At 69.0% G+C, this 24,422-nt stretch carries 24 protein-coding genes and 1 pseudogene; 15 read left to right on the forward strand and 10 right to left on the reverse strand.

All coding sequences use genetic code 11. The features are described from left to right. Positions 1-102: 102 nt before the first annotated feature. A complete protein-coding gene (locus tag OG876_RS14295) occupies positions 103-780 on the reverse strand; it encodes a Crp/Fnr family transcriptional regulator (protein ID WP_328525327.1) in 678 nt (225 codons plus the stop codon). Between the two features lie 132 nt (positions 781-912). Here OG876_RS14295 and nth point away from each other — a divergent pair, with 132 nt between their 5' ends. From nth to OG876_RS14325, 6 genes and pseudogenes are all read left to right on the forward strand, one after another. Further along, entirely contained in the window at positions 913-1,677 is a 765-nt protein-coding gene (gene nth, locus OG876_RS14300) for an endonuclease III (RefSeq protein ID WP_328525328.1), read from the forward strand. Beyond that, a complete protein-coding gene (locus tag OG876_RS14305) occupies positions 1,674-2,261 on the forward strand; it encodes a TlpA family protein disulfide reductase (protein ID WP_328525329.1) in 588 nt (195 codons plus the stop codon). Before nth ends, OG876_RS14305 begins: the two co-directional genes overlap by 4 nt. After that, on the forward strand, positions 2,258-3,028 hold the full coding sequence (locus tag OG876_RS14310; protein WP_328525330.1) for an NUDIX hydrolase: 771 nt from the start codon (positions 2,258-2,260) through the stop codon (positions 3,026-3,028). Before OG876_RS14305 ends, OG876_RS14310 begins: the two co-directional genes overlap by 4 nt. Further along, positions 3,025-4,197 (forward strand): MarP family serine protease, encoded by a 1,173-nt coding sequence (locus OG876_RS14315; protein ID WP_328525331.1) that lies wholly within the window; start codon positions 3,025-3,027, stop codon positions 4,195-4,197. Before OG876_RS14310 ends, OG876_RS14315 begins: the two co-directional genes overlap by 4 nt. Positions 4,198-4,207: 10 nt before the next feature. After that, positions 4,208-4,474: pseudogene (locus tag OG876_RS14320) on the forward strand (sigma factor); the annotation flags it as partial. Positions 4,475-4,588: 114 nt separating this feature from the next. Next, positions 4,589-5,107, forward strand: coding sequence for a hypothetical protein (locus OG876_RS14325; protein WP_328525332.1), 519 nt, complete (start codon positions 4,589-4,591; stop codon positions 5,105-5,107). Positions 5,108-5,110: 3 nt separating this feature from the next. Here the strand turns inward: OG876_RS14325 and OG876_RS14330 are convergent, their stop codons facing one another. The 4 genes from OG876_RS14330 to OG876_RS14345 form a co-directional block, all read right to left on the reverse strand. After that, positions 5,111-6,016 (reverse strand): alpha/beta fold hydrolase, encoded by a 906-nt coding sequence (locus OG876_RS14330; RefSeq protein WP_328526907.1) that lies wholly within the window; start codon positions 6,014-6,016, stop codon positions 5,111-5,113. After that, on the reverse strand, positions 6,013-6,456 hold the full coding sequence (locus OG876_RS14335) for a phage holin family protein (protein ID WP_328525333.1): 444 nt from the start codon (positions 6,454-6,456) through the stop codon (positions 6,013-6,015). Before OG876_RS14335 ends, OG876_RS14330 begins: the two co-directional genes overlap by 4 nt. Positions 6,457-6,529: 73 nt before the next feature. Then, positions 6,530-7,744, reverse strand: coding sequence for a Na+/H+ antiporter NhaA (nhaA, locus tag OG876_RS14340; protein WP_328525334.1), 1,215 nt, complete (start codon positions 7,742-7,744; stop codon positions 6,530-6,532). 358 nt (positions 7,745-8,102) lie between these two features. After that, the gene (locus OG876_RS14345) at positions 8,103-9,050 is read right to left on the reverse strand and encodes a glutathione S-transferase family protein (protein ID WP_328525335.1); all 948 of its coding nucleotides are present in this window, start codon (positions 9,048-9,050) and stop codon (positions 8,103-8,105) included. A gap of 210 nt (positions 9,051-9,260) precedes the next feature. Between OG876_RS14345 and OG876_RS14350 the strand changes: the two genes are divergently transcribed. Continuing rightward, entirely contained in the window at positions 9,261-10,019 is a 759-nt protein-coding gene (locus OG876_RS14350) for a GntR family transcriptional regulator (RefSeq protein WP_328525336.1), read from the forward strand. Between the two features lie 6 nt (positions 10,020-10,025). On the opposite strand, the gene OG876_RS14355 is transcribed toward OG876_RS14350, so the two are convergent. Together OG876_RS14355 and OG876_RS14360 are read right to left on the reverse strand one after the other, a co-directional pair. Next, a complete protein-coding gene (locus OG876_RS14355; RefSeq protein WP_328525337.1) occupies positions 10,026-10,700 on the reverse strand; it encodes an SIS domain-containing protein in 675 nt (224 codons plus the stop codon). 45 nt (positions 10,701-10,745) lie between these two features. Next, positions 10,746-11,348, reverse strand: a complete 603-nt coding sequence (locus OG876_RS14360; protein ID WP_328525338.1) for an NAD(P)-dependent oxidoreductase — start codon at positions 11,346-11,348, stop codon at positions 10,746-10,748. Positions 11,349-11,427: 79 nt separating this feature from the next. On the opposite strand from OG876_RS14360, the gene OG876_RS14365 reads away from it, so the two are divergent. Further along, positions 11,428-11,799 (forward strand): winged helix-turn-helix transcriptional regulator, encoded by a 372-nt coding sequence (locus OG876_RS14365; RefSeq protein WP_328525339.1) that lies wholly within the window; start codon positions 11,428-11,430, stop codon positions 11,797-11,799. A 46-nt stretch (positions 11,800-11,845) separates the two neighbouring features. Further along, positions 11,846-12,283 carry a MarR family winged helix-turn-helix transcriptional regulator gene (locus tag OG876_RS14370; protein WP_328525340.1) on the forward strand — a complete coding sequence of 146 codons (438 nt, stop codon included), beginning with the start codon at positions 11,846-11,848 and terminating at the stop codon, positions 12,281-12,283. Here OG876_RS14370 and OG876_RS14375 read toward each other — a convergent pair whose 3' ends face one another. Continuing rightward, positions 12,284-12,442, reverse strand: a complete 159-nt coding sequence (locus OG876_RS14375; RefSeq protein WP_328525341.1) for a hypothetical protein — start codon at positions 12,440-12,442, stop codon at positions 12,284-12,286. 267 nt (positions 12,443-12,709) lie between these two features. Between OG876_RS14375 and acs the strand changes: the two genes are divergently transcribed. The 6 genes from acs (at position 12,710) to OG876_RS14405 (ending at position 19,846) form a co-directional block, all read left to right on the forward strand. Then, positions 12,710-14,644, forward strand: a complete 1,935-nt coding sequence (gene acs / locus OG876_RS14380; protein WP_328526908.1) for an acetate--CoA ligase — start codon at positions 12,710-12,712, stop codon at positions 14,642-14,644. A gap of 117 nt (positions 14,645-14,761) precedes the next feature. Further along, positions 14,762-15,346, forward strand: a complete 585-nt coding sequence (locus OG876_RS14385; protein ID WP_328525342.1) for a helix-turn-helix domain-containing protein — start codon at positions 14,762-14,764, stop codon at positions 15,344-15,346. Then, positions 15,343-16,905 (forward strand): MFS transporter, encoded by a 1,563-nt coding sequence (locus OG876_RS14390; RefSeq protein WP_328525343.1) that lies wholly within the window; start codon positions 15,343-15,345, stop codon positions 16,903-16,905. The genes OG876_RS14385 and OG876_RS14390 overlap by 4 nt, the downstream gene beginning before the upstream one ends. Positions 16,906-17,008: 103 nt before the next feature. Next, positions 17,009-17,449, forward strand: coding sequence for a hypothetical protein (locus tag OG876_RS14395; protein ID WP_328525344.1), 441 nt, complete (start codon positions 17,009-17,011; stop codon positions 17,447-17,449). 85 nt (positions 17,450-17,534) lie between these two features. Further along, the gene (asnB, locus tag OG876_RS14400) at positions 17,535-19,379 is read left to right on the forward strand and encodes an asparagine synthase (glutamine-hydrolyzing) (protein ID WP_328525345.1); all 1,845 of its coding nucleotides are present in this window, start codon (positions 17,535-17,537) and stop codon (positions 19,377-19,379) included. A gap of 50 nt (positions 19,380-19,429) precedes the next feature. Further along, positions 19,430-19,846, forward strand: a complete 417-nt coding sequence (locus tag OG876_RS14405) for a MarR family winged helix-turn-helix transcriptional regulator (RefSeq protein WP_328525346.1) — start codon at positions 19,430-19,432, stop codon at positions 19,844-19,846. Positions 19,847-20,027: 181 nt separating this feature from the next. Here the strand turns inward: OG876_RS14405 and OG876_RS14410 are convergent, their stop codons facing one another. Both OG876_RS14410 and OG876_RS14415 read right to left on the reverse strand, forming a co-directional pair. After that, a complete protein-coding gene (locus OG876_RS14410; RefSeq protein WP_328525347.1) occupies positions 20,028-20,540 on the reverse strand; it encodes a hypothetical protein in 513 nt (170 codons plus the stop codon). A 262-nt stretch (positions 20,541-20,802) separates the two neighbouring features. After that, on the reverse strand, positions 20,803-24,393 hold the full coding sequence (locus tag OG876_RS14415) for a discoidin domain-containing protein (protein ID WP_328525348.1): 3,591 nt from the start codon (positions 24,391-24,393) through the stop codon (positions 20,803-20,805). Positions 24,394-24,422 lie beyond the last annotated feature (29 nt).

Here is a 24,422-nt window from a genome sequence, read left to right on the forward strand (position 1 = left end):
TGGGCAACCCTCCAACTGAGGGGATGCCCGCCGAGTTGGAGGGTTCGCTGAGAGGAGCGGGGCGAGGCTGGGCCGGGTGTGGTGGCCGGGGCAGCGGGTGGGCTAGCGGGCGCGGCGCTGTAGCCGGTCTACGTCGAGGAGGACGACGGAGCGGGGTTCGAGGCGGACCCAGCCGCGGGAGGCGAAGTCGGCCAGGGCCTTGTTGACGGTCTCGCGGGAGGCGCCGACCAGCTGGGCCAGCTCCTCCTGGGTCAGGTCGTGGTGGACGTGTACGCCGTCGTCGGCGGTGCGGCCGAAGCGGCTGGCCAGGTCGAGCAGGGCCTTCGCGACCCGGCCCGGTACGTCGGAGAAGACCAGGTCGGCCACGACGTCGGAGACCTTGCGCAGCCGGGAGGCCAGCTGGAGCAGCAGGCCACGGGCCACCGCGGGGCGGCCGTCCAGCCAGCGGAGCAGCTCGTCGTGGGTCAGCGACATGATCGAGGCGTCGGTGACGGCGGTGACGGTCGCGGACCGCGGTCCCGGGTCGAACAGCGAGAGCTCACCGAACATCTGACCCGGGCCGAGCACGGCGATCAGGTTCTCCCGGCCGTCCGCGGAGGTGCGGCCGAGCTTGACCTTGCCCTCGACCACGATGAACAGCCGGTCACCGGAATCGCCCTCGTGGAACAGCACCTGACCGCGGCGCAGCCGGCTCTCGGTCATCGACGCGGCCAGGGCGTCGGCCGCCTCGTCGTCGAGCTGACTGAACAGCGGTGCCTGTCGGAGCACTGCGGCATCCACTTTGGGCCTCCTAGGACCTTCGACCACGGCTGCGAACGAGGGATCGACCCCGCCCGGCACCGGGTCGTTCACACCCGGTTGCCCAAAACCGTAGCCCCTCCGGTGTCGGGACCGCCACGTAGGCTTGCCTCCATGCCATCTCAGCGTGTCGCGGAGCCCCTCGCGGTGGTGCCGTTGAAGCTCCCCCGCAAGGCGCCGGTCTATACCGACGAGACCCCCACCCAGCTGGTCCGCCGGGCCCGGAAGATGCACAAGGTGCTCACCGAGGCGTATCCGGACGCTCACTGCGAGCTGGACTTCACCAGCCCGCTCGAGTTGCTGGTGGCGACCATCCTGTCGGCCCAGACCACCGACGTCACGGTGAACAAGGTGACCCCGACCCTCTTCGCCAAGTACCCGACCGCGCAGGCGTACGCCGAGGCCGACCGGGAGGAGATGGAGGCGATCCTCAAGCCGACCGGATTCTTCCGGGCCAAGACCAACAGCGTGATCAAGCTCGGCCAGGCCCTGGTCGACGAGTACGACGGCGTCGTGCCGAACAAACTGGACGAGCTGGTCAAGCTCCCGGGCACCGGCCGCAAGACCGCGAACGTGGTCCTCGGCAACGCCTTCGGCATCCCGGGCATCACGGTCGACACGCACTTCGGCCGGCTGGTCCGGCGGTTCGGCTGGACGACCGAGGAGGACCCGGTCAAGGTCGAGCACATCATCGGCGCCCTGTTCCCGAAGAAGGACTGGACGATGCTGTCGCACCGGCTGATCTTCCACGGCCGCCGCCGCTGCCACGCCAAGAAGCCGGCCTGCGGCGCCTGCCCGGTCGCCCAGTGGTGCCCGTCGTACGGCACCGGCCCGACCGACCCCGTCGTGGCGGCGAAGCTGGTGAAGGTCCCCGCGTGAACTTCCGTACGACGCTGTGCGCGATCGGCTGGCTCGTTGCCGGACTGGTCCTGGCGTCGTGTGGATCCGAACAGCCCGCCGCGACCCCGTCGGCCACCACCCCGAGAGCGGTGGCCGGCGCGGACAAGCTCGCGCCCTGCCCGGCGACGCCGTCCAAGCCGCCGGTCGGCGACGGAATGCCGGACGTCAGCCTGCCGTGCCTGGGCGGCGGACCGGACATCCGGCTCGCCGACCTGCGTGGTCCGCTCGTGGTGAACGTGTGGGCGCAGTGGTGCGGTCCCTGCCGCGACGAAGCGCCGTACCTGGCGAAGCTGGCCAAATCGGGCAAGGTGCGGATGCTGGGGATCGACTACGCCGACCCGCGACCCGAGCTCGCGGTGAGCTTCGCGACCGACGAAGGTCTCGCCTACCCACACCTGGTCGACCAGGACAAGGCGATCCAGTCACCGTTGAAGGTCGGCGGCCCCCCGTTGACGGCATTCGTGAACCAGGACGGCGTCGTCGTCTTCGTACACCGTGGCGTCCTCACCTCACAGCAACAACTCGACCAACTCGTAAAGGACAAGCTGGGGGTCACACCATGACCTTTGATGGTGTGGAGATTCCCGAGTGGCTGACGACGTTGGCGAAGGCGTCGGAGGCGGTGGATCCGAACGAGTTGTCGAGGTTCCTGCCGCCGGACGATCCGTCGGTGCGGAAGTCCGCCGTTCTGATTTTGCTTGCTGATGGCAACGACGGGCCGGAGGTGCTGCTGACCGAGCGGGCCTGGACATTGCGCAAGCACGCCGGGCAGATGGCGTTCCCCGGTGGTGGTGTCGATCCGGAGGACGGCATCGGCGACGAGGGACTGGTGCGGACCGCGTTGCGCGAGGCCGAGGAGGAGACCGGGCTCGATCCGGCCGGCGTCGTACCGTTCGCGGTCTGGCCGGCGTTGTGGGTGCCGGTCAGCAACTTCGGCGTGTCGCCGGTGCTGGCCTGGTGGCGGGAGCCGTCGCCGGTCGCGGTGGTCGACCCGGCCGAGGTCGCCTCCGTGCACACCGTGCCGCTGCGCGCGCTGGCCGACCCGGCGAACCGGATCAGCTGCCTGCACCCCTCCGGCTTCACCGGGCCGGCCTTCACCATCGGCGACCTCTACATCTGGGGCTTCACCGCCGGGCTGCTGGACAAATTGCTCCTGCTCGGTGGGTGGGCCCGCGACTGGGACCCCTCGGTCGTCGTACCGTTGCCCGACCGACTGGTCGAGGCGGCCTGGCGGAGCGAGGGGCGACGGCCGGAGGACGTGCGGCGGCTGACCGCCATCGAGCACGACCTCGGCCGGTCGATGGGTGAAGAGCCGGAAGGTGTGGAGTGAGCAAGCTCGACTGGGCGTTGGTGATCGTGACCGCGCTGGTGGCGATCTCGGGATACATCGAGGGGTTCGTGCTGGGCGCCTGCGCCACCCTCGGCCTGCTCGCCGGTGCCGCCATCGGGGTCTGGGGTGTGCCGCGGATTCTCGACAACTTCTCGCCGAGCGTGTCGGTGTCGTTCGCCGCGCTGGTGCTGGTGGTGCTGCTGGCCTCGATCGGCCGGACGCTCGGCGCCGTCCTCGGGTCCAGACTGCGGAACAGGATGTCCTGGCGGCCGGTGAAGTTCCTCGACGCCCTCGGTGGCGCCGCGCTGGCGGCGGTGTCGGTGCTGATCGTGTCCTGGGTGCTCGGCGTCGCGGTCAGCGGGGCGCGGATCCCGAGCGTGACGTCGGCGGTGCGTGGCTCGCAGGTGCTGGCGAAGGTCGACGAGCTGCTGCCGAGCAGCGCCGACCGGGCCTTGCAGTCGTTCAACGACGTGGTCAACACCGATCTGTTCCCGCGCTTCCTCGATCCGTTCGTGCCCGAGCGGATCCGCGAGACGCAACCGCCGGACGCCGCGATCGCCCGGCAGAAGCCGGTCCGCGACGCGTATACCCGGATCGCGAAGGTGACCGGGGTCGCCAGCTGCTCGCGCGGCCTCGAGGGGAGTGGATTCGTCTACGCGCCGCAGCGGGTGATGACGAACGCGCACGTGGTTGCCGGGGTGAGCTCGCCGCAGGTCGAGGTGAACAACAAGAAGTACGACGCGACCGTCGTACTCTTCGACCCCGAGGTCGACGTCGCCGTACTGTACGTGCCCAAGCTGACCGAGACGCCGCTGGACTTCGACTACACCGGCAAGGCCGACGACCCGGCGGTGGTCCTCGGCTACCCGGAGAACGGTCCGTTCGACTCCGAGCCGGCCCGGATCCGGTCCGAGGAACGTCTCCGCGGCCCGGACATCTACGGCGACCGCACGGTCACCCGGGAGGCGTACTCGATTTGGGCCTCGGTCCGACCCGGCAACTCCGGCGGCCCGCTGCTGTCGAACAAGGGCACCGTGTACGGCGTGGTCTTCGCCGCCTCGGTCGAGGACAACCGCACCGGCTACGTCCTCACCGCCGACCAGGTCTCCGACGACGCCAAGGACGGCTCCACCGCCACCCAGGAGGTTTCCACCCAAAGCTGCACCTAGTGCAGCAGCGGAGGACCTGGTCCAGACGGTCTTCGCCCGCGCGCACCGGAAGTGGGACCGGATCAGCGCGGTGGAGAGCCCTGAGGCGTACCTGCGCACGATGGTGGTCAACGAGTTCCTCAGCTGGCGCCGCCTGCTGAAGAGCCGGGAGGTCCCGCTCGCCGAGCCGATCGACCGGCCGTCCGACGAGGACATCGGTTCCCGGCAGGCCCAGCGCGACGCCGCCCGCGGGCTGGCGACCCTGCGCACCCATCTGCCCGCCGAGGAGGAGCACTGACATGGGCAAGCTGACGGAGGAGGACATCGAGCAGCTGCTCCGCGAAACCTTTGCGGACAAGGAGAATCTGGTCGATGAGTTGCCTCTAGCAACCAAACGCCGAACCCCGCGCCGGTGCTGCTCGCGGCCGCCGCGGTCCTCGTCGTACTGGCCGGAGTCTTGTACGGCGTCAGTGGCGCCGGCGACCCGGGTGCGGTGTCACCCACCGGCCAGGTGAGTACGACGGTGCGGTCAGAGAGCGACGACGCGATGATCTGGGCTGCTGCCATCGAATCGATGCTTCGGCAGGTGACGCCGGGACAGGGCTGGAAGACGGTGTTCGTGCTGGACGAGTCGAAACTCGGAAAGGGGCCTGCCTTCTCCGGCCGGCAGCAGAAGCTGATGGCTGCGATTGTTCGCAAGACCGCCCCGATCGAGTTCCACGAGGATCTGTCGCCGGCGCCTCCGACGTGCCGCGACCGTCGGGTCGGGGTGATCCTGGTCAGCGAGATAGCCGACGCGGCCGACCACACCGAGGTCGACGTGAGCCTCTTTCATGACTGCAACCACTGGACGTCGGCGAAGTATCGCATCGAGAAGCACAAGACCTGGGTCGTCACGGCGACCTTGGACCAACGGACGCAGACCTGGTAGGTCTCACTGCACACTGGCCAGCCAGTCCACCACCAGAGTGTTGAACAGGTCCGGGGTCTCTTCGTGGGGGAAGTGACCGGCGGTGGCGAGCAGTTCGTGGCGGAGGGAGGCCGTGACCAGGCGCGGAGGGGTGGTCGCGGTGGGGGACACCGCGGAGTCCTGCGCCCCGTGGAGCTGCAGCACGGGGACGTCGATCGGCGTACGCATCCTGGCCGAGTACTTGCGGCCGTCGGGACGTAGCCGGGAGCGGGCGAACCAGCGGTGGTACTCGAGCGCACAGTGCGGGGCAGGCCATACCTGCAGCGCCGCGCGGTAGCGGCGGGACGCCTCCGCGTCCGGGAACGTGCCTCCGGGCGCCGACCAGGCGCGGAGGAGTCCCTCGATGTGCATGCCGTCGTGAGCCAGCAGCCGGCGCTCCGGGAGGATCGGCAGCTGGAACCAGGCAGTGCGGGTCAGCGCCTTCGTCAGACCGGAGCGGGCCAGCAGGAGCGGGTGTGGCGCGGAGACGGCCGCCAGCCCGCGGACCTGTCGCGGTGCGAGTACGGCGGCCGACCAGGCGATGAACCCACCCCAGCCATGGCCGACCACGACGGCATCCGTGGCGCCGAGGGATCGGATCACGCCGGAGACGTCAGCAGCGGCGGTGTAGGGGTCGTAACCGCGGGGCGTCTTGTCGCTGGCGCCGTACCCGCGCAGGTCCATGGCCACGGCGCGGTAGCCGGCCTCGGCGACCACCGGCAGCTGGTGCCGCCAGGCCCACCAGAATTCGGGGAAGCCGTGCAGGAAGAGGACGAGCGGGTCGTCCGCGGCGCCGCACTCGGCGACGTGGAACCGTGCCCCGTTGGCCGCGACCAGCGAGTGCGACCAGGGCCCGTCGACCAGCAGGTCGACGACACCCGCCGGGCTCAGCGCCGTACGCCCGAGTCGGGCCGGGCCTCGAGCGCGGGCTCCTGGTCGCCCTTGCCGATCGCCTTGAGCGCCTCGACCGACTCCTTCGAGCTCTCTATCGCGCGCTGCGGTCCCTTCGCGCCGGCCAGCGTCCGCCGCCCGATGAGCACCAGCACCACCGCGATCAGCAGGTACAACACGGCAACGATCAGGAACGCGAGGGCCGGGGGCAGCCCGAGCGCGATGAGCCAGAACGCCAGCGCGATGGACAGCAGGATGATCGCCAGCACGAGCAGGAAGGCGGCTGCCGCGAACATGCCGGCGCCGGTCCCGGCCTTCACGGCGGTCTTCTTGAGCTCGGTCTTCGCCAGCTCGATCTCGCCGCGGACCAGGCCGGACAGATCCTTGCTGGCGTTCGCGACGAGCTGGCCGATCGTGGGCTCATCCCCGTTCTGCCCCATCGACATGGCACTCCTTCCACACGTCCCTCCCCTGACACTACCGCCGCGACTCCCCAACCTCGTGTACCCAGGCTCAGTCGGCGTACGTCCGGTTCCGCCGGGCGAGCAGGATGGCGGCGATCAGCGCCGCCAGTACCGAGGCGATCAGTACGGCGGCCTTCGCGCGCTCGACCTGGGCGACGTCGACGCCGAACGCGAGCTGCGCGATCAGCAGCGCGACCGTGAACCCGATCCCGGCCAGCACCGACACCGCGGCGACATCCCGCCAGGCCAGGTCGGAGTTCAGCTCGGCCCGGGTGAAGCGTGCCGTCAGCCACGACCCGCCGAACACCCCGATCGACTTGCCGAGCAACAGACCCGCGACCACGCCGATCGCGACCGGGTCGGTCAGCAGCTGCCGTACGGCGCTCCCACTCAGCGTCACCCCGGCCGCGAACAACGCGAACAGTGGTACGGCGATGCCCGCGATCCACGGCCGGAGCCGGTGCTCGATCCGCTCGGCCGGTGCGTGCTCTTCACCCGGATCCGGCACCACCCGGGTGACCAGCCCGAGCGCGACCCCGGCGATCGTCGCATGGATCCCCGACTCGTGCATGAACCACCAGGCGCCGATGGCGACCGGGATGTACAGGAACGGTGTCCGGATGCGGCGGTGCTGCAGCAGGTAGAAGACCGCGATGAGGGCGATCGAGGCGAGCAGCGGGAGCAGGTGGAAGCCATGCGAGAAGAACGCCGCGATGACCAGGATGGCGCCGAAGTCGTCGACCACCGCCAGCGTGAGCAGGAAGGCCCGCAGCGCGCTCGGCAGCGACGACCCGACGATCGCCAGCACGGCGAGCGCGAACGCGATGTCCGTTGCCGTTGGCACCGCCCAACCGCTCGGCCGGCCGTGGCTGGAGGTCAGGTTCACCGCGAGGTAGATGATTGCCGGGAGCACCATTCCGGACAGCGCCGCCACCACCGGCACGACCGCCTCGCTCAGCTTGGACAGCGTGCCGACCACGAGCTCCCGCTTCAGCTCGACGCCGGCCAGGTAGAAGAAGAAGGTCAGTGCGCCGTCCGAGGCCCAGCCTTCGACCGTGAGCGGCCCGAGCTGGGTTTCGCGCAGGTGGTGGTAAGCGTCCTGCCACGGAGAGTTCGCCCAGACCAGCGCGACCACCGCGGCGGCGAGCAACAGCAGGCCGCCGGTCGTCTCGGCCCGCAGCGTGTCGGCGAGGAACGCCCGTTCTCGTCCGAGAATCCGGGGAAACGCGCGCTTCTTCTGCCGGACCCGCGGGTGCTCGCTCATACTCGGGCCCTTCGGCTCGGGGTCGGTCGGACGCACGCCGACCAGCCTTCCCGGCACACCCTGGCCAGGATTCTACCTGCTGAGCTCCGCCGCGAGGGCTTCGAAATCCGGTACGTCGAGATCCGGCGCGAGAAACGTCCTCGGGTACGGCGTCGTGCGCCGGTCGGCGTGGATCCCCCGGAGCCCGGCCCGTCGGGCGCCGTCGACGCCCCTGGGTGCACCCCGGCATGAGGGGAGGCCTTCGCCAGCCATCAGCGACTGCGGCGCCCGCAAGCGGGTCCACCTGCGCTAAAAGTTGCCGAAGGCAATTATCTGCGAGGCGGGCCGAGGTGGAAGATGTGGCGGGTTCGCCCTGTGATCAGGCGGTCCAGACGCGTGGGTCCGGGCCCTTGGGGACAATGCCGGTGGGGTTGATCGTGTCGTGGGTGACGTAGTAGTGGCGCTTGATCTGGTCGAAGTCGACCGTCTCGCCGAAGGACGGGAGCTGGAAGAGGCGGCGGGCGTAGGCCCACAGGTGCGGGAACTCGGTCAGCTTCTGGCGGTTGCACTTGAAGTGGCCGTGGTAGACCGCGTCGAAGCGGACCAGGGTGGTGAAGAGGCGGACGTCGACCTCGCGGAGCGTGTCCCCTAGCAGGTACGGGCGGTCCGCCAGCCGCTCCTCGAGGACGTCGAGTCGCGCGAACAGAGCGTCGTACGCCGCCTCGTACGCCTCCTGGCTGGTCGCGAAGCCGCAGCGGTAGACGCCGTTGTTCACGTCCCGGTAGATCTGTTCGATCAGCTCGTCCATCTCGGCGCGGTCCGGTGGGATCAAACGGGGCGCGCCCTCGCGGTGGAAGTCGGTCCACTCGGTCGAGAAGTCGAGCGTGATCTGTGGGTAGTCGTTGGTGACCACGTCGCCGGTGCGGGTGTCGATGATCGCGGGCACCGTCACGCGGCCGTCGTACGACGGGTCCGTCCGCAGGTAGGCCTCGGACAGGAACCCGATGCCGAGCACCGGGTCGCGGCCGTCCGCGTCCAGGGTGAACCGCCAGCCGCGCTCGTCCCGGATCGGGTCGACGATCGCCAGGCTGATCACGTCCTCCAGCCCGAGCAGTCGCCGGACGATCACCGACCGATGCGCCCACGGGCAGGCCAGGCTCACCACCAGCCGGTACCGACCGGGCTCGACCGGCCAGCGGCCCTGGTCGTCCGGGCCCTGGCCGGGAGCGGATCGGGAGTCGCGGGTGATCCGGTCAGTGAATCGATTGCCCTGCCGCTTCCACTCGCCGGTGGATGAGCTCTCCTGTGCGAACTGTCCCGCAGCCATGGTGACGAAACTACCCGGTCCGAAATTGCCGCGACCTGTGGATGGGTTACTGGCCGTGAAGTGGTAGCAGCCGTTACAGTCAGGCTGACAAGGTGGTTCGGGACAGCGATGTCACGGGCGGCCGAAGCACTCGAATGATCAGGAGCACGACCGCGGCTCTCGACCCCCGGCAACCGGTTTGCCGGGCAGATTCCCAGGGATACTGACCTCATGGCCCGCCCAAGGAACAACCCCGGCGACCTCGCCGAACTCCCCACGGAGCTTCGGACCGATCGGCCGAAGGGTGACCAGATCCGCGAGATTCTGGAGAACCTCACCCGATCCCTCGCCGTCGGCACTGTGCTGCCGTCCGAGCGCGTCCTGGCGGAGCGCTTCGGCGTGGCGCGGATGACCGTGCGCCAGGAGGTGGACCGAGTGGTGGCCGAGGGCCTGGCCGCCCGGCGCCCCGGTGGCGGCACGTTCGTCGCCGAGCCGCGGCCGTCCCGGATGCTCGCGTCGTCGTTCAGCCAGGACATGATCAACCGCGGCATCAAGCCGGGCGGCAAGGTGCTCGAGCACCGGGTCGGCTCGGCCGACGAGGACCTGGCCCGCGAGCTGGAGGAGCCGGTCGGCACCCCCGTGCTGCACCTGGTCCGGCTGCGCACCGCCGACGGCGAGCCGATGGCGATCGAGCGCACCGCGCTGTCCCTGCACCGCTACCCCGGCCTCGAAGACATCGACTTCGACGAGAACTCCCTGTACGGCGAACTGTCGTCCCGCTGGGGCGTCACCCTCGGCATGGTCTCGGCGTCGATCGTCGCCGCCCCGCCCGAGCCCGGCGACGCCGCCCTCCTCGAGATCGACTCCACCACCCCCTGCCTGATCATCACCTCGGCCCCCCGCACCGCCTCCGGCGAGGTCATCGAGTTCGGCCGCTCCACCTACCGCTCCGACCGCTACGACATCACCGTCGCCTACCGCGCCACCTGACACGGCCTAGACGTTCAGGCTGCGGAGGACGTTGGGCGTCTCGCCGCGCTCGGCGAGGCGGGTGACTATTTCGACCGTGAGGGCCTGGACAAGCATCGCGCCGACCATCGTCGAGGTCGCTCCGGTCTTCTCCGGGCTGCCGGCTACCTCGATCAGGGCGTCGCCGGGGACGCCGCAGTTGTCGATCACCACGTCCGCGGTCTCGAACAGCCGCTGACCACCCGGGGCTCGCGACGTCGTCGCCGTACTGTGCGCCATCGATGTCAGCACGATCACCTGCGCACCCCGCTTCCGCGCCCCGAGCGCGAACTCCACGGGTACGGCGTTCCGCCCCGAGTTCGACGCGATCAGTACGACGTCACCCGCGGCGATCTCGTTGATCTCCAGGAATACGTCGGCCAGCCCGGGCAGCCGCTCGAGCAGTGAACTCTTCTGCAACCCCTCGTGCAGCATCAGCCCCGGTTCGAGCACCGCCCGTACGTCGGCCAGCCCGCCGGCCCGACCGTACAACTCCTCGGCCAGCGCATGACTGTGCCCGGTCCCGAACACCCAGAACCGCTTCCCGGCGGTCAGCGCCTCGACCACCAACCCGGCCGCGACCCGAATCGGCCCGACCTGCGTCTCCGCCGCCCGCTGCGCGATCTCCAACGCCTTCTGCAAGTACCCCTCGGCCCCAGCCATGTCGCTGAACCTACCGCCCCGGCACCCCGCCCACGAGAACCCCGGCTAGACCACTACACCGACCCCAACCCGGTGATGCCTCGGCTGGTCCACCTCGTCGACCACCGCGATCGCGAAGTCCGCGTACCCGATCAACCCGCCACCATCCGCCGGGCTGAAGCGGTAGGCACCAGTAGGCGTGGGATCGGCGTGGTTGAAATCCCCAGCCGGCGCAACCGACACCCAGTCCAGCGCCGATGCCGAGATGGTGTCCAGCGCAGCCTGATGCGCGAGGAAGAATGCCCGGAACTCCTGCGGATATCCCTCCGTGTCCATCAACAATATCCCGTCAGCGGTAGCCAGGATCGATGCCAGCCCGACCCAGACGAGACGCTCGACGCCCGCCTTCGCCAGCCCGTCGACCAGCGCCCGAGCCGCCCGCGGGAAGAACTCCGCCGGGTCCGTGCCACCGTCGTACACCGCCGCAATCACGGCATCGTGGTCCACTGCGAGCTCGGCGATCCGCGCCGCATCGGTGACATCCCCGGTCACCTGGCCGGCTTCTGCCGTACGCGCGACTTCCGTCACCTCGTGACCGCGCCGCCGGGCTTCCTCGACCGCCGCGCTCCCGGCGCGACCGCGAGCCCCGATGACCAAGATCTTGCTCATGACAACCTCCTCGATTCGCTGGTCCGGCGACTGTAGAAGGAGCCGTGGTTACCGATCGGATACCGGCTACGCTGACCACGTGCAGGCGTTGAAAGCGGACATGTTCGAGGAGATCTGCCCGTCGTCGCTGCTGCCGTTCCGGATCGGCGGGGACAAGTGGGCGGCGCTGGTGATCCGGTGCCTGGAGGACGGGCCGCGGCGGTTCTCCGAGCTGCGCGTGCCGCTCGTGCGGGTCAGCCCGAAGGTGCTCACCCAGTCGCTGCGCGGCTTGGAGCGGGACGGCTTCGTGCTGCGGACCGAGTACGCCGAGCCGGTACGACGCGTGACCTACGAGCTCACCGACCTCGGCCGGAGCCTGCTGGATCCGATCCGGACGGTCTGCGAGTGGACCGCCGACCACTGGGACGAACTCCTCGACGCCCGGGATCCCGGAGACGCCGCGGAATCGTAGAGTCGCGCGGGAATTGTGGGACTGGCCAATGGTTAGACTGCCCGGCGTGGACGAGCAGACGCCGAGCGTGTTGACGCAGTTGCCGAGCTGGTTGCTGACGCAGAGCGCGACGCACGCGCAGCGGATCGTCGGCGAGGCGTTCGCCGCGGGTGGTGCGCGGGGCTATCACTTCCGGCTGCTCGCGACGCTGGTCGAGTTCGGACCGGCCAGTCAGGCGGCGCTCGGCCGGCGCAGCTGCATCGACCGCAGCGACGTGGTTGCCGCTCTCAACGAACTCGAGGCCGACGGGTACGTCGAACGCTCTCCGGACCCGGACGACGGACGACGCAACATCATCACGATCACCCCGTCGGGCCGCCGGCGGTACAAGCGCCTGACCACCCTGGCCACGAGGGCCCAGGACGAGATCTTCGCCGCGCTCTCACCGGCGGACCGCAACCGCCTGACCACTCTCCTCGGCCGGCTCCTCGCCCAGCACCAGTAACTACCAGGCCGGGAGCTGAGCGCGAGCCGCCTTCTGGGTACGGCGAACGCGGTGCTCGCGGGCGTGGACCCGGCGGCGGGCGGCGCGGGAGATCTTCCGGGGCTCCGCGGCGGAAGCGGTCGGCTCGGACATCTGGGGGTTCGGCTGCGTCGCGTTCACGACCACTCCGATGCACGGGCCGTCCGAATGGTTCCGTCGTACGCCGGAATCTCCGGCCGCCGGGCCCGGAATTGGTCCTGTTCGGCGCAGATCGGGGGCTGCTCGGCGATACACCGGTTCCGCCTCGGCTCCGGCGTTGGTAGAAAGGTGGCGGGCGCCCCAGCGCGCCGAAGCCAGCGAGGAGGAGTCGTCGACGTGACGAATGCAGAGTCACCCCAGTCCGGAGCCGCCCAGGCAGGGGGCCAGTCCGAGGCACTGTCGAACCTGATGCACGAGGAGCGCAGGTTCGAGCCGCCGGCCGAGCTCGCCGCGCACGCGAACCTCAAGGCCGACGCCTACGACCGCGCCGCCGCCGACTTCGAGGGGTTCTGGGCCGAGCAGGCCAAGCGGCTGACCTGGGCCACCGAGCCGACCGAGACGCTGGACTGGAGCAACCCGCCGTTCGCGAAGTGGTACGCCGACGGGAAGCTGAACGCGGCGTACAACTGCGTCGACCGGCACGTGGAGAACGGCCTCGGCGACAAGGTCGCGTACTACTTCGAGGGCGAGCCCGGCGACACCCGGGAGATCACCTACGCCCAGCTCAAGGACGAGGTCAGCCAGGCCGCCAACGCGCTGCTCGAGCTGAACGTCCAGGCCGGCGACATCGTCGCCATCTACATGCCGATGATCCCCGAGACCGTGGTCGCGATGCTTGCCTGCGCCCGGATCGGTGCCCCGCACACGGTCATCTTCGGCGGCTTCTCCGCGGACGCCCTGAAGGGCCGCATCCTGGACTGCGACGCCCGCGTGGTGATCACGTCCGACGGTGGCTACCGCCGTGGCGCCGCGGCAGCGCTGAAGCCCGCGGTGGACGCCGCGCTGGTGGACTGTCCCGATGTGCGCAACGTGCTCGTAGTACGCCGTACCGGCCAGGACACCGCGATGGTGGAAGGCCGCGACCTGTGGTGGGACGACTTCGTCGCGAAGCAGTCGGCCGAGCACACGCCGGAGGCCTTCGACGCCGAGCACCCGCTGTACGTGATGTACACGTCCGGCAGCACCGGCAAGCCCAAGGGCATCCTGCACACAACCGGCGGCTACCTGGTCGGTACGTCGTACACCCAGTGGGGCGTGTTCGACCTCAAGCCGGACACCGACGTGTACTGGACCGCGGCCGACATCGGCTGGGTCACCGGCCACAGCTACATCGTGTACGGCGCCCTCGCGAACGCGACCACGTCCGTGCTGTACGAAGGCACCCCGGACACCCCGCACCAGGGCCGCTGGTGGGAGATCGTGCAGAAGTACAAGGTCTCGATCCTGTACTGCGCGCCGACCGCGATCCGGACCTTCATGAAGTGGGGCAAGGACATCCCGGAGAAGTTCGACCTGTCCTCGCTGCGGGTGATCGGGTCGGTCGGCGAGCCGATCAACCCGGAGGCCTACATCTGGTACCGCGAGAACATCGGCGGGAACAAGGCACCCGTGGTCGACACCTGGTGGCAGACCGAGACCGGCATGCACATGATCTCGCCGCTGCCCGGCGTGACAGCGGGCAAGCCGGGCGCCGCGATGAAGGCGATCCCGGGTGTCAGCGTGGATGTCGTCGACGACGCGGGCAACTCGGTGCCGGACGGTTCCGGTGGTTACCTGGTCATCACCAAGCCGTGGCCGGCCATGCTGCGCACGCTGTGGGGCGACGACCAGCGGTTCGTCGAGACCTACTGGTCCCGCTGGCCGGGCGTGTACTTCGCCGGTGACGGTGCGAAGAAGGACGAGGACGGCGACCTGTGGCTGCTCGGCCGGGTCGACGACGTGATGAACGTGTCCGGCCACCGGCTGTCCACCACGGAGATCGAGTCCGCGCTGGTCTCACACCCGAAGGTCGCCGAGGCCGCGGTCGTCGGCGCGTCCGACCCGACCACCGGGCAGGCGATCGCAGCCTTCGTGATTTTGAGGTCCGAGGCCGGTGACGGCGGTCCCGACGTCGTCCAGGAACTCCGCAACCACGTCGCCAAGGAGATCGGCCCGATCGCGAAGCCGCGCCAGATCATGGTCGTCGCCGAGCTGCCGAAGACCCGCTCCGGCAAGATCATGCGCCGCCTCCTCCGCGACGTCGCCGAGAACCGCGAGGTCGGCGACGTCACCACCCTCGCCGACTCCACCGTCATGGACCTGATCAGGTCCAACCTCGCCTCCGGCAAGTCCGACGAGGACTAGGCCCACCGCGTCGTACTCAGAAGGCCCTCGGAACGCTCCGGGGGCCTTCTGTTGTGTGGCTCCAGAAACTGCACGCATACCTTTGCAAAGGGGTCTTTGCAAAGGTATGTTGTGGATATGGCATCCTCTGCGATCACGCCGTCCGCCGCCGGGCTCCGGGCGCTGTCCCACCCGACCCGGCTGAAGATGCTGATGCTGCTCCGGCTCGAGGGGCCGGCGACGGCGACTCAGCTTGCGCAGCAGCTCAAGCTCAACACCGGCGCCGCGTCGTACCACCTTCGTCAGCTGGCCGAGCACGGGTTCATCGCCGAGGACACCGAGCGCGGCGACGCGCGTGACCGCTGGTGGAAGGCCGCCCACGAGAGCACCCGCGCCAACCTCGATGCGCGTTCCGGCGAGGAGGAAGCCGAGAGCGCCGAGGCCTACCTTCACACCGTCGCGCTGATGTACACCGAGACGCTGATGCAGCACGCCGAGGAGCGGCGCTACCTCCCGGCACCGTGGCAAGCGGCCAGCACAACCAGCGACTGGCATCTGCGACTCACCCCGAAGCGCGCCGAGCAATTGGTCGAAGCACTGGCGAAGCTGATCGACGACTGGCGCGAGGATGGCGAGGATGCGTCCGGCACCGGTTCGTTCGTGGTCAACCTCAACGCCTTCCCGCGCCCGGGCACCGTGGTCCTGGAGGGAGACGACTCATGAGTGTCAGCAGCCGGCGCGTCCCGCTCTACGGCTGGCTGACCGCGCAGGCGATCTCCCTGCTCGGCACGCGGGTCTCGATGATCGCCATCCCGTGGCTCGTGCTCACGACGACCGGCTCGCCGACACGGACCGGACTCGTCGCCTTCGCCGAGATCACCCCGATGGTGCTGCTGAAGGCGTTCGGCGGGCCGCTGGTCGACCGGGTCGGACCGCGCCGGATAGCGATCAACGCCGACGTACTCTCCTTCCTCGCGGTCGGGATGATCCCGCTGCTGCACCACACCGGCGCGCTCACCTTCCCGATCCTGCTCGGCCTGGTCGCCGTCGCGGGTGCGCTCCGCGGTCCAGGCGACGCAGCCGGCACGGCCCTCATCCCGGCCCTCGTCGAGCGCGCTGGCGTGCCGTACGAGCGGGCGACCGGCCTCTCGTCGGCCATCGAGCGCGGCGCAACGATGATCGGCGCCGCCATCGCCGGCGGTCTCGTGGTCGCTGTCGGCGCCGCGAACGCCGTCGCCGTCGACGCCGTCTCGTTCGCGGTCTGCGCCGTCGTTCTCCTCCTCACCACCCGCGGCCTGGTCGACCGCAATCCCGACCGGCATGAAGTGGTCGAACCAGTCGCCCCCGACCCCACGTCGTACGCCGCCCCCGAGCCCGCGTCGTACGCCGCTCCCCAGCCCACGTCGTCCGTCGCTCCCGAGCGTGCGTCGTACGCCGCCGACCCTGCGGTCAGGTCGTCCGTCGCCGAGCGCACGTCGCACGCTCCCGGGCCCGCGTCGTACGCGGCCGACCCCGCGATCGCGTCGTCCGTCCCCGGGCCCGCGTCGTACGCGGCCGACCCCGCGATCGCCTCGTCCGTCCCCGGGCCCGCGTCGTACGCGGCCGACCCCGCGATCATGCCATCTGTCGCCGGGCGCACGTCGTACGCCGCGGAGTTGCGTGCTGGTTGGCGGTTCCTGCGTGGTGACGCCGTATTGATGAGCCTGTGCGTGATGGTGGCTGTGACCAACCTGCTCGACCTGGCCTGGTCGTCGGTCCTGCTCCCGGTCTGGGCGCGTGACTCCGGCGCCGGAGCCGGTGCCGTCGGCCTGGTCTTCTCGGTCTGGGGAGGCGCGTCGATGCTCGGCTCGGTCGTGGCGGCGGCGTACGGCGCGCGGCTGCCCCGGTTCGCGACCTACCTGGTCGCCTTCCTGATCACCGGATTGCCGCGCTTCGTCCTGTTCGCGCTCGGCGTCCCGCTGTGGGCGATCCTCGCGATGTGTGCGATCGGCGGACTGTCCTCCGGCTTCCTCAACCCGGTGCTCGGCGCCGTCCAGTTCGAGCGGATCCCGCGCGAGATGGTCGGCCGGGTGACGTCGCTGACCAGCGCTCTGTCCTGGTCGCTGATGCCCCTGGGAGGCGTGCTCGGCGGCATCCTGGTCAGTGGCATCGGGCTGTCGCCCGCGCAGTTGGCGATCGGGCTCGCGTACTTCGCCGCGACCATGGCGCCGGCGCTGATTCCGAGCTTCCGCGGGATGAACCGTCAGCAGCCCGCCGCCGAGCGCGCGACGGTCACCGCCTGACAGCCGTTCCGCGCACGCGCTGCGGACACCGTCTGACGGCCGTTCCACACACGCTGCGGTCACCGCCTGACGGCTGGTCCGCGCACGGCCTAGGCTGCCGGGCATGACTGCCCTCGTCGCGATCATCCACGCGGGCCTGGCGGCGGCGTGGGTCGGTGGGATGGCCTACTCGCTGTTCGTCGTCCAGCCGAAGCTGAAGCGGTACTTCGGTCCCGATCAGGAGGGCCGCGAGGCGCTGACCGCGGTGATTGCCTCAGGCAACCGCTGGAAGGTGGTCGGCCTGATCGCGGCGATCGCGCTCAGCGGTCTGGTCCTGCTGCTGATGCATCACCAGCACTGGTGGATCCACGCCGTCAAGGGCTTGTTGTTGCTCTGTGCAACCGGCATCTTCTGGTACGTGTCCTGGCGGCACTGGCCGCGCCGGGTGTTCGCGACCGCTGCGGAAGTGCCCGCGCTCCAACGCCGGCTGATCGTTCTCGCGACCACGATGCTGGGACTGGCCGGACTCGCCTTCGCTCTCGGAGTGGTCGCCGTCTACCTATGAGGTTCGTCACCGGATCCGTCCGTTGTGATCACGCATCGTCAGAAATACATTGGAATGGAATGTATCTCCGGAGAGGAGCGACTCTGTGTGTGGCATCACCGGATGGGTGGCCTACCGGCACGATCTGGACGCTGAGCGGGACGTCGTCGACGCGATGACGGAGACGATGTCGTGTCGCGGGCCCGACGCACGAGGCACCTGGTATGCCCCGCACGTCGCCCTCGGGCACCGAAGACTCGCCGTCATCGACCTGCCCGGCGGTGAGCAACCGATGACCACCGAGGTGATGTCGGAGGGCCGGTCGATCACCCTCGGCATGGTCTACAGCGGTGAGGTCTACAACTACACCGAGCTGCGCGACGAACTGCGCCGCCGCGGCCACGCGTTCACGACGGACTCCGACACCGAGGTCGTGCTCCGCGCGTACGTCGAGTGGGGTACGGCGTTCGCCGAGCGGCTGAACGGGATGTACGCGCTGGCCATCTGGGACCCGCGGATCGAGACCCTGGTGATGGTCCGCGACCGGATGGGCATCAAGCCGTTCTTCTATTACCCGACCTCCGACGGCGTGCTGTTCGGCTCCGAACCGAAGGCGATCCTTGCGAACCCCGGCGTCCCGGCGGTCGTCGAGGCGGCCGGACTGCGTGAGCTCCTCACCGTGTCGAAGACCCCCGGCCACTCACTGTGGGCCGGGATGTACGAGGTCGAGCCGGGCACTGTCGTCACCGTCGACCGGTCGGGCATCCACACCAGCACGTACTGGCGTCTGGAGACCAAGGCGCACACCGACGACCAGGACACGTCCGTGGCACACGTGCGCGAACTGCTCGACGACATCACGCGCCGCCAACTGGTGGCCGACGTACCTCGCTGTGTGCTGTTGTCGGGCGGTCTCGACTCGAGTGCGATCACGGCGCTCGCGGCCGGTCAGTTGGCCGAGGAAGGTCGCAAGGTCCGCAGCTTCGCGGTCGACTTCGCCGGCCAGGAGGAGAACTTCCGGCCGAACGAGCTCCGGATGACGCCGGATACGCCGTACGTGCATGACGTCGCGGACAAGGTGCAGTCGCAGCACTCCGACATCGTGCTGGACAACGCCGTCCTGACCGACCCGGAGATCCGGCGGAAGGTCGTCCGGGCGAACGACGCTCCGCTGAGCGGCGACATCTTCGGTTCGCTCTACCTTCTGTTCAAGGCGATCCGCGAGCAGTCCACCGTCGCGCTGTCGGGTGAGTCGGCGGACGAGGTGTTCGGCGGCTATCTGTGGTTCCACGATGCCAAGGTTCGGAAGGCGAAGATCTTCCCGTGGATCGCCTACATGGCGTCGCGGCGGGAAGTCGGGCAGGTCAGCGTGCTGCGCCGGGAGGTGCTCCAGCGGCTCGACCTCCGTGCTCATCTGCGAGACCGGTACGCCGAGGCCGTGAGCGAGGTCGAGCGGCTCGACGGGGAGTCCGACGACGAGTGGACGATGCGGAAGATCTGCTACCTGCACCTGACCCGGTTCGTGCGGATCCTGCTGGACCGCAAGGACCGGATGAGCATGGCGGTCGGGCTGGAGGTCCGGGTGCCGTTCTGCGACCACCGGCTGGTCGAGTACGTCTACAACACGCCGTGGTCGCTGAAGACGTTCGACGGCAAGGAGAAGAGCCTGCTCCGCGCCGCGACCCGCGACGTGCTGCCGGAGTCGGTGGCCGAGCGGAAGAAGTCGCCGTACCCACAGACCCAGGATCCGGCGTACGTCGAGGCCATCGCCGGCCAGGTCCGCGGCCTGCTCTCCGATCACCACCCGGTTTTCGACCTCGTCGACCGGGAGGCGGCCACCCGGCTCGCTCGCTCAGCTGCCCCGGAAGCCCGCAGGCACCTGGAGCAAACGTTGTCCCTGGCGACGTGGCTGGATCTTTACCAGCCGGACATCCGCTGGAACCAGTCATAGGAGATCGCTCTCAGCTGTGCCAGGATGGCGCTTCTTCGGAGGTGATCGCGATGGCGCAGGAGACCCTGCAACTGCTGGTGAGCATGCACCGGATCGTCAGGCACCTGCGCCGGAGCAGAACCACCACGGATCTGCACCCGACGCAGTTCCTGGCGCTGATGCTGATCGCCGACGAGCAACCGATCCGGATCGGCGAGATCGCCGCCCGGGTGCCGTGCTCACAGCCCACCGCGACGACCACGGTCGCCTCCCTCGAGGAGGCCGGGCTCGTCCGCCGCGAGCCCGACCCCGTCGACGGCCGGGCCACCGCGGTCGTCCTCACCGAAGCCGGCGTCGCCACCGTCGAAGCCTCCGGCCGCCAAGCCGCCGACGAGCTGGGCAAACTCCTCCACCGCCTAGACGAAGCCGACCAAGCCCTCATCCTCAACGCCGGCCAAGCCCTATCCCGCCTCGCCGACGACCTCTAGCAAAGGCCGGGCCCCGGAGTTCTGGTACGGCGGGGCAACCCAGGGCAACCTGGGGCAGATCCCGAAACGCCCTCCCCAAACCGCCAACACCCGCTACAGTTGAACTCGCTCGTGGACAGAAGAGTCCCTTGAAGTGGACCCGGCAGCCTACCGGACGGTGGGTGAGCCGGGTCGGCGCATTTCAGAGCTCTCGCAGTTGGCTGAATGGCTCGACCAGTCGTCGCCAGTGCCCGCCCCGCGTCCAGGCAGCGGCGACGGCGTCCGGCACCCAGAGCAACGGGTCCAGCTTCGGCATCAGCAACTCCCAGCGCAAGTCGAAGCACCTGTACCGATGACAGGCGGCATGGAGCGTTCCGCGGTCGTAGTCATAGGTCGAGTCGTCCCGCTCGATCACCAGCCGCTCGGCATCAGCCGCGCTGTCCCGGACGATCGCGTCCAAACAGCGTCGCCGGTTGGCGAGCGTCTCCCGCTGCGCGTGGTAGATGTCCACCAGGACGTGGAAGTCGCCGATCATCCTCAGGATCTGCTTGCGTCGTGCGTCGGTCTCGTGGTTGAAGTGAAGTCGTTCCTGGCCGGGCAGCAGGAAGGCTCGCAGCGCCTTCCGGTTGACCGTGACATTTCCTGCCGGGCATCGTGCGGCGGCCATCAGGAGACCCCGGGACTTGCTTTCGTCGACGAATACGTGGATCGGCATTTCCCCGCCCTGTTGAGTGGCAAGGGTCGACCTTCACACGTGAGAAATCGGGTCGTCGGCTGCGACACCGGGGCAGCTCGGGGCAGTTCGGGGCAGATTAGAAATGCCCCAGACACCTGCAAAACAAGGGGATATCTTGGTGGTGTCTCGGGATAGAAGAATCCCTTGGAAGTTGGCCTGGTAGCCCTCCGGACGGTGGACGAGCTGGGTCGGCGGCCGCAGGGAGCCGCCGGAGGGGTGAGTCCTCCGGCGGCTCTCGTGGTCAGTTGCGGGTGATGGTGAAGGTTGTGGTGGTGTTGCGGATGTCTACTGCGTTGTTGGTGAGGGTTAGGTTGTTGAAGGTGGCGTTGCCGACGGCTGGGCCTTGGCCTGGTTCGGGGAGTTCGTTGGCCCAGATGCCGAAGCCGGACTTGGCGTCGAAGGCGTCGCCGCTCTTCTGCGCGCCGGAGATGGTGACGTTGGTCAGGACGGTGTCGGCGACCGGGAACTGCGGTTGCCCACCGACGTAGTTGGTCTGGAACATGATGCCGCTGTACGTCGGATCGACGATGTCGACATCACTGACCCGGATGCCCTGGAAGATCTTCGACGCCGAGAAGATCCAGATCCCGGGGAACGCCTGGTTGCCCCAGAAGTGACCGCCGGACCGCACCACGGAGACGTTCTGGAACTGGGTCGGCGGGGTCGCGCCGAAGCCGTTCATCGGGATGCCGAAGTCGAGTGAACTGATCGTGATGCCCGGATAGGTGAGCATGTCCGCGGCGTACAGGTTGCGGAACACGTTGTTCGTCCCGCCGTACACCGCGAAGCCGGCGGCCCGCCAGGTCAGCGACGTGGACAGGTTCTCGAAGACGTTGTCCCGGACCTCGCCGCCGCCGTTGTCGGTGGCGTTGAAGAGCGCGAAACTGTCGTCCCCGGTGGACCGGGCGTCGTTGTTGCTGACGGTGTTGCCGGCCGAGCCGTTCGTCATGTTGATGCCATCGGCGAACGAGTCCCGGATCCGCGAGTTCTTGATCACCGAGTTGTCGGTGTTCGCGCCCCAGTACAGGCACATCTGGTGTTCGGCCCAGACGTTGTCGATGGTCATGTTCGAGGTGTTCGCGAAGTTGAACACCTTGCCCGGTCCGTCGTTGCGGCTGTCGTAGTTGCCGAAGTACGAGAACCCGCTGAACGTCGACCCGTTCGCGGACGACTGAGCGTCGAAGCCGACGTCGGTGTTCGACTGGCTCTGCGGCGCCACGAACCGGGTGAACCAAGGCCCGGCGCCGACGACGCGCACAGCCTTCCCGTAGACGGTGAACTTCGACGACGTCTGGTAGTCACCCGCCGGCAGATACACGCCCTGCAGCGTGGCGTCCTGCCGCACCCGGTCGAGCGCGCTCTGCACGTCCTGCTGGGTGAACCCGGCCGGCGTCACGAAACCCGTGCCAGGGTTGGCGATCGGCGTTGCGGCCTCGGTGTCGACGAAGTCGATCGAGTACGTCGTACCGTTCGACGGATCCTTCTGCAGCCGGATCTTGGTGCCGGCCGGGTAGGTCTGGTCCAGCATGATGTTGGCTTCGTCGTAGATGTGCCGGGCCGGACCGGACCCTGGTGAGTTGTTCGGCGAAGCCTCCGCGCCGTACAGCCAGGAGTACTTCGAGGTCAGCGGCAACGTCTTGGCGAAGCTGCCGTTCACGTAGACGCTGATCGACGACGTCTGACCGCCACCGCCCGCCGAGTCCGGGATCGAGAACCGGGTGACGAGGGTGTTCGTGCTGGCCCGGGTGGTGAACTCGACGTACGCGCCGTTCGAGTTCAGGGTCACCGCGCGCCGTCCGGACGCCTCGCCGGCGAGGTCGCCGATGGTCCGGTTCGGCCCGATCACGGACGCGCCGCCACCGATGGAGGCGTCCTCGGCCTCCATGTGGTCGTACGGCATGTTCGCGCCGCGGCCCACGAAGAACGGCCGCTCGCTGGTGTTGTTGGTCCGCTTGACCGGCAGTTCGTTCGCGTCGTCCGCGAGTACGACGCGAACCGTGTAGCGACCGTTCACCGCTGTCCAGTTGCCGAGGGCAACAGCAGGAGTGGTCACGCCGGCCGCGATCGAGCCGTTGTACGAGCCTGTCAGGGTGGTCACGACATTGGCGCCGTTGAGCACTGTCAACGTGATGCCGTGTGCGCCGGATGCCGATGCGACGCTGCCCTGGTTCTTCAAGGCGACGGAGAAGGCGACGGAGTTCCCGGCGGCCGGATTGCCGGGCGTCCAGTTGACCGCGGCCGCGATCAGATCCGAGCTCGCAACCGGCGTCACGACCAGTGGTCCGGACGCATTCGCCGTGTTGTTCCCGTCGTTCTGCTCGATGACAGTGTTCGACTCATCGACCTTCGCGCTGAGGGCATAGCTGCCCGCGTCGCGAGTGCCGATCGAGGCGCTGACCGTGGTCGACGCCCCGGCCGCGAGTGCGCCGACGGCCGCCGTACCGACCTTGGAGGCACCGAGGTAGAAGTTGACGTCGGTCGCTGGGGAGCCCGCCGTACCGCCGTTGTTGACGGTCGCGCGGACCGTGATCGTGTCCGTCTCGACCGGCGAGGTCGGCGTCCAGGACACGTTGGAGAGCGTGAGATCCGGGTTCGGTGCCGGCACGCCCATCACCTGGAGCTCGGCGACCTGGCCGGCCGGTGCGCCGGTGTTGCCGGTGAAGTTCAGCCGTACGTCGGCCACCCGCGCGCTGACCGGGATCGTCACGCTGTTCCCGCTCGCCGGGCTGAAGTTGTACGCCGCGCTCGGCACGATCGTGGTGAACCCGGACGCGCTCTGCTCCCGCCCGAGGATCGAGAAGGTCTGCGTCCGCGGTCCCCAGGCCGAATCCGGGTTGAGCCGGATCACGATCGAGCTGAGGTCCGCGTTGGCGCCGAGCTGGGTGGTCAGCGTGGCCGGGTTGGTGTCGCCCTCCCAGTAGGTCTGGACGTTGTCGTCGTTGGCGTTGGCCGGGACATAGGTGAACGTGTACCCGGACGCGGTGATCGGCTTGCCCAGCGCGAGGTTGCTACCGGGTCCGCTGCTGCCGTTGCGGGTCGCCGCGTTGCTGTTCGGCGATTGGTTGCCAGCAGCATCTTTCGCGCGAACGTAGTACGTGATCGACGCGCTGCCCGGCTGGTTGTCCGTGTAGGTGAGCACAGTGCCGGCCACGCTGGTCCGCAGTTGCCCGTTGGCGTACACGTCGTACCCGGTCACGCCGACGTTGTCGGTCGACGCGTTCCAGGTGAGCCGGATCTGGCCGGTGCCGGGTTCGGTGAAGGCCAGGTTGCCCGGGGCGGTGGGAGCCTGGGTGTCACCGGTCGCCGGACCGTACACCTCGAGTTCGGACAGCTGTCCGGCCGGCCAGCCGGTGTTGTCGGTGATCCGGATCCGGACGTAGCGCGCGGTCGCGGTGCCGTAGTCGATCGTCACGGTGTTGCTCGGCGGGTTGAACGCGCGGGACGCGGACGCGGACAGGTCGGTGAAGTTCTGTCCGTCGGTGCTGCCCTGGACCGCGAGGGTCTCGTTGCGGGCACCCCAGTTCGCGGTCGGAAGCTTGAGCACGACCTGGTTGGTCGCGACGGACGAACCGAGGTCGACCTGGACCCACTGAGGGAACGCGTTGTTGGCGCTCTCCCAGTAGGTGCCCTGGTTGCCGTCGGTCACGTTCGACGCGACGTAGGTCTGGGTGACGCTGCTGGCCGACGCGGCCTTGCCGGCGGCGAGGTTCGGTCCGGCCAGTACGGCGGCGGCCGCGGTGCCGGCCGGGGTCGGGTGGACGAGCGGGGCGGCCGCGAGCGCGAGACTCGCGGCGAGCAGGGCGGTTGGCAGCCGCCACTTCGGGATTCGCATGGCCTCTCCTGGGTGGGCGGGGGTGAGGG

Origin of the sequence: Kribbella sp. NBC_00359, assembly GCF_036097425.1 — a bacterium.
Taxonomy (GTDB): domain Bacteria; phylum Actinomycetota; class Actinomycetes; order Propionibacteriales; family Kribbellaceae; genus Kribbella.